At 62.1% G+C, this 232-nt stretch carries 1 pseudogene; it reads left to right on the top strand.

The window, feature by feature from the left end:
• Nucleotides 1-232 (top strand): annotated as a pseudogene (locus U5A58_RS40745) (electron transfer flavoprotein-ubiquinone oxidoreductase); the annotation flags it as partial.

The following is a 232-nucleotide window of genomic DNA, read 5'->3' as shown; positions in this document are numbered from 1 at the left end:
CGGCTGGCCGCTTGAATCCGATACGTACGGCGGCTCGTTCCTGTACCACATCGACAACAACCAGGTGATGGTGGGTTTTGTCGTCGGTCTCGCGTACCAGAACCCGTATCTCTCGCCGTTCGAGGAATTCCAGCGCTACAAGACGCACCCGGAAATCCGCAAGTACCTCGAAGGCGGCAAGCGCGTGTCGTACGGCGCGCGCGCGATCACCGCGGGCGGCCTGATGTCGCTA

This window comes from Paraburkholderia sp. J7 (genome assembly GCF_905220155.1).
In the GTDB taxonomy this organism is placed as follows: Bacteria; Pseudomonadota; Gammaproteobacteria; order Burkholderiales; family Burkholderiaceae; genus Paraburkholderia.
This window is presented reverse-complemented; position numbering and strand designations above follow the sequence as displayed.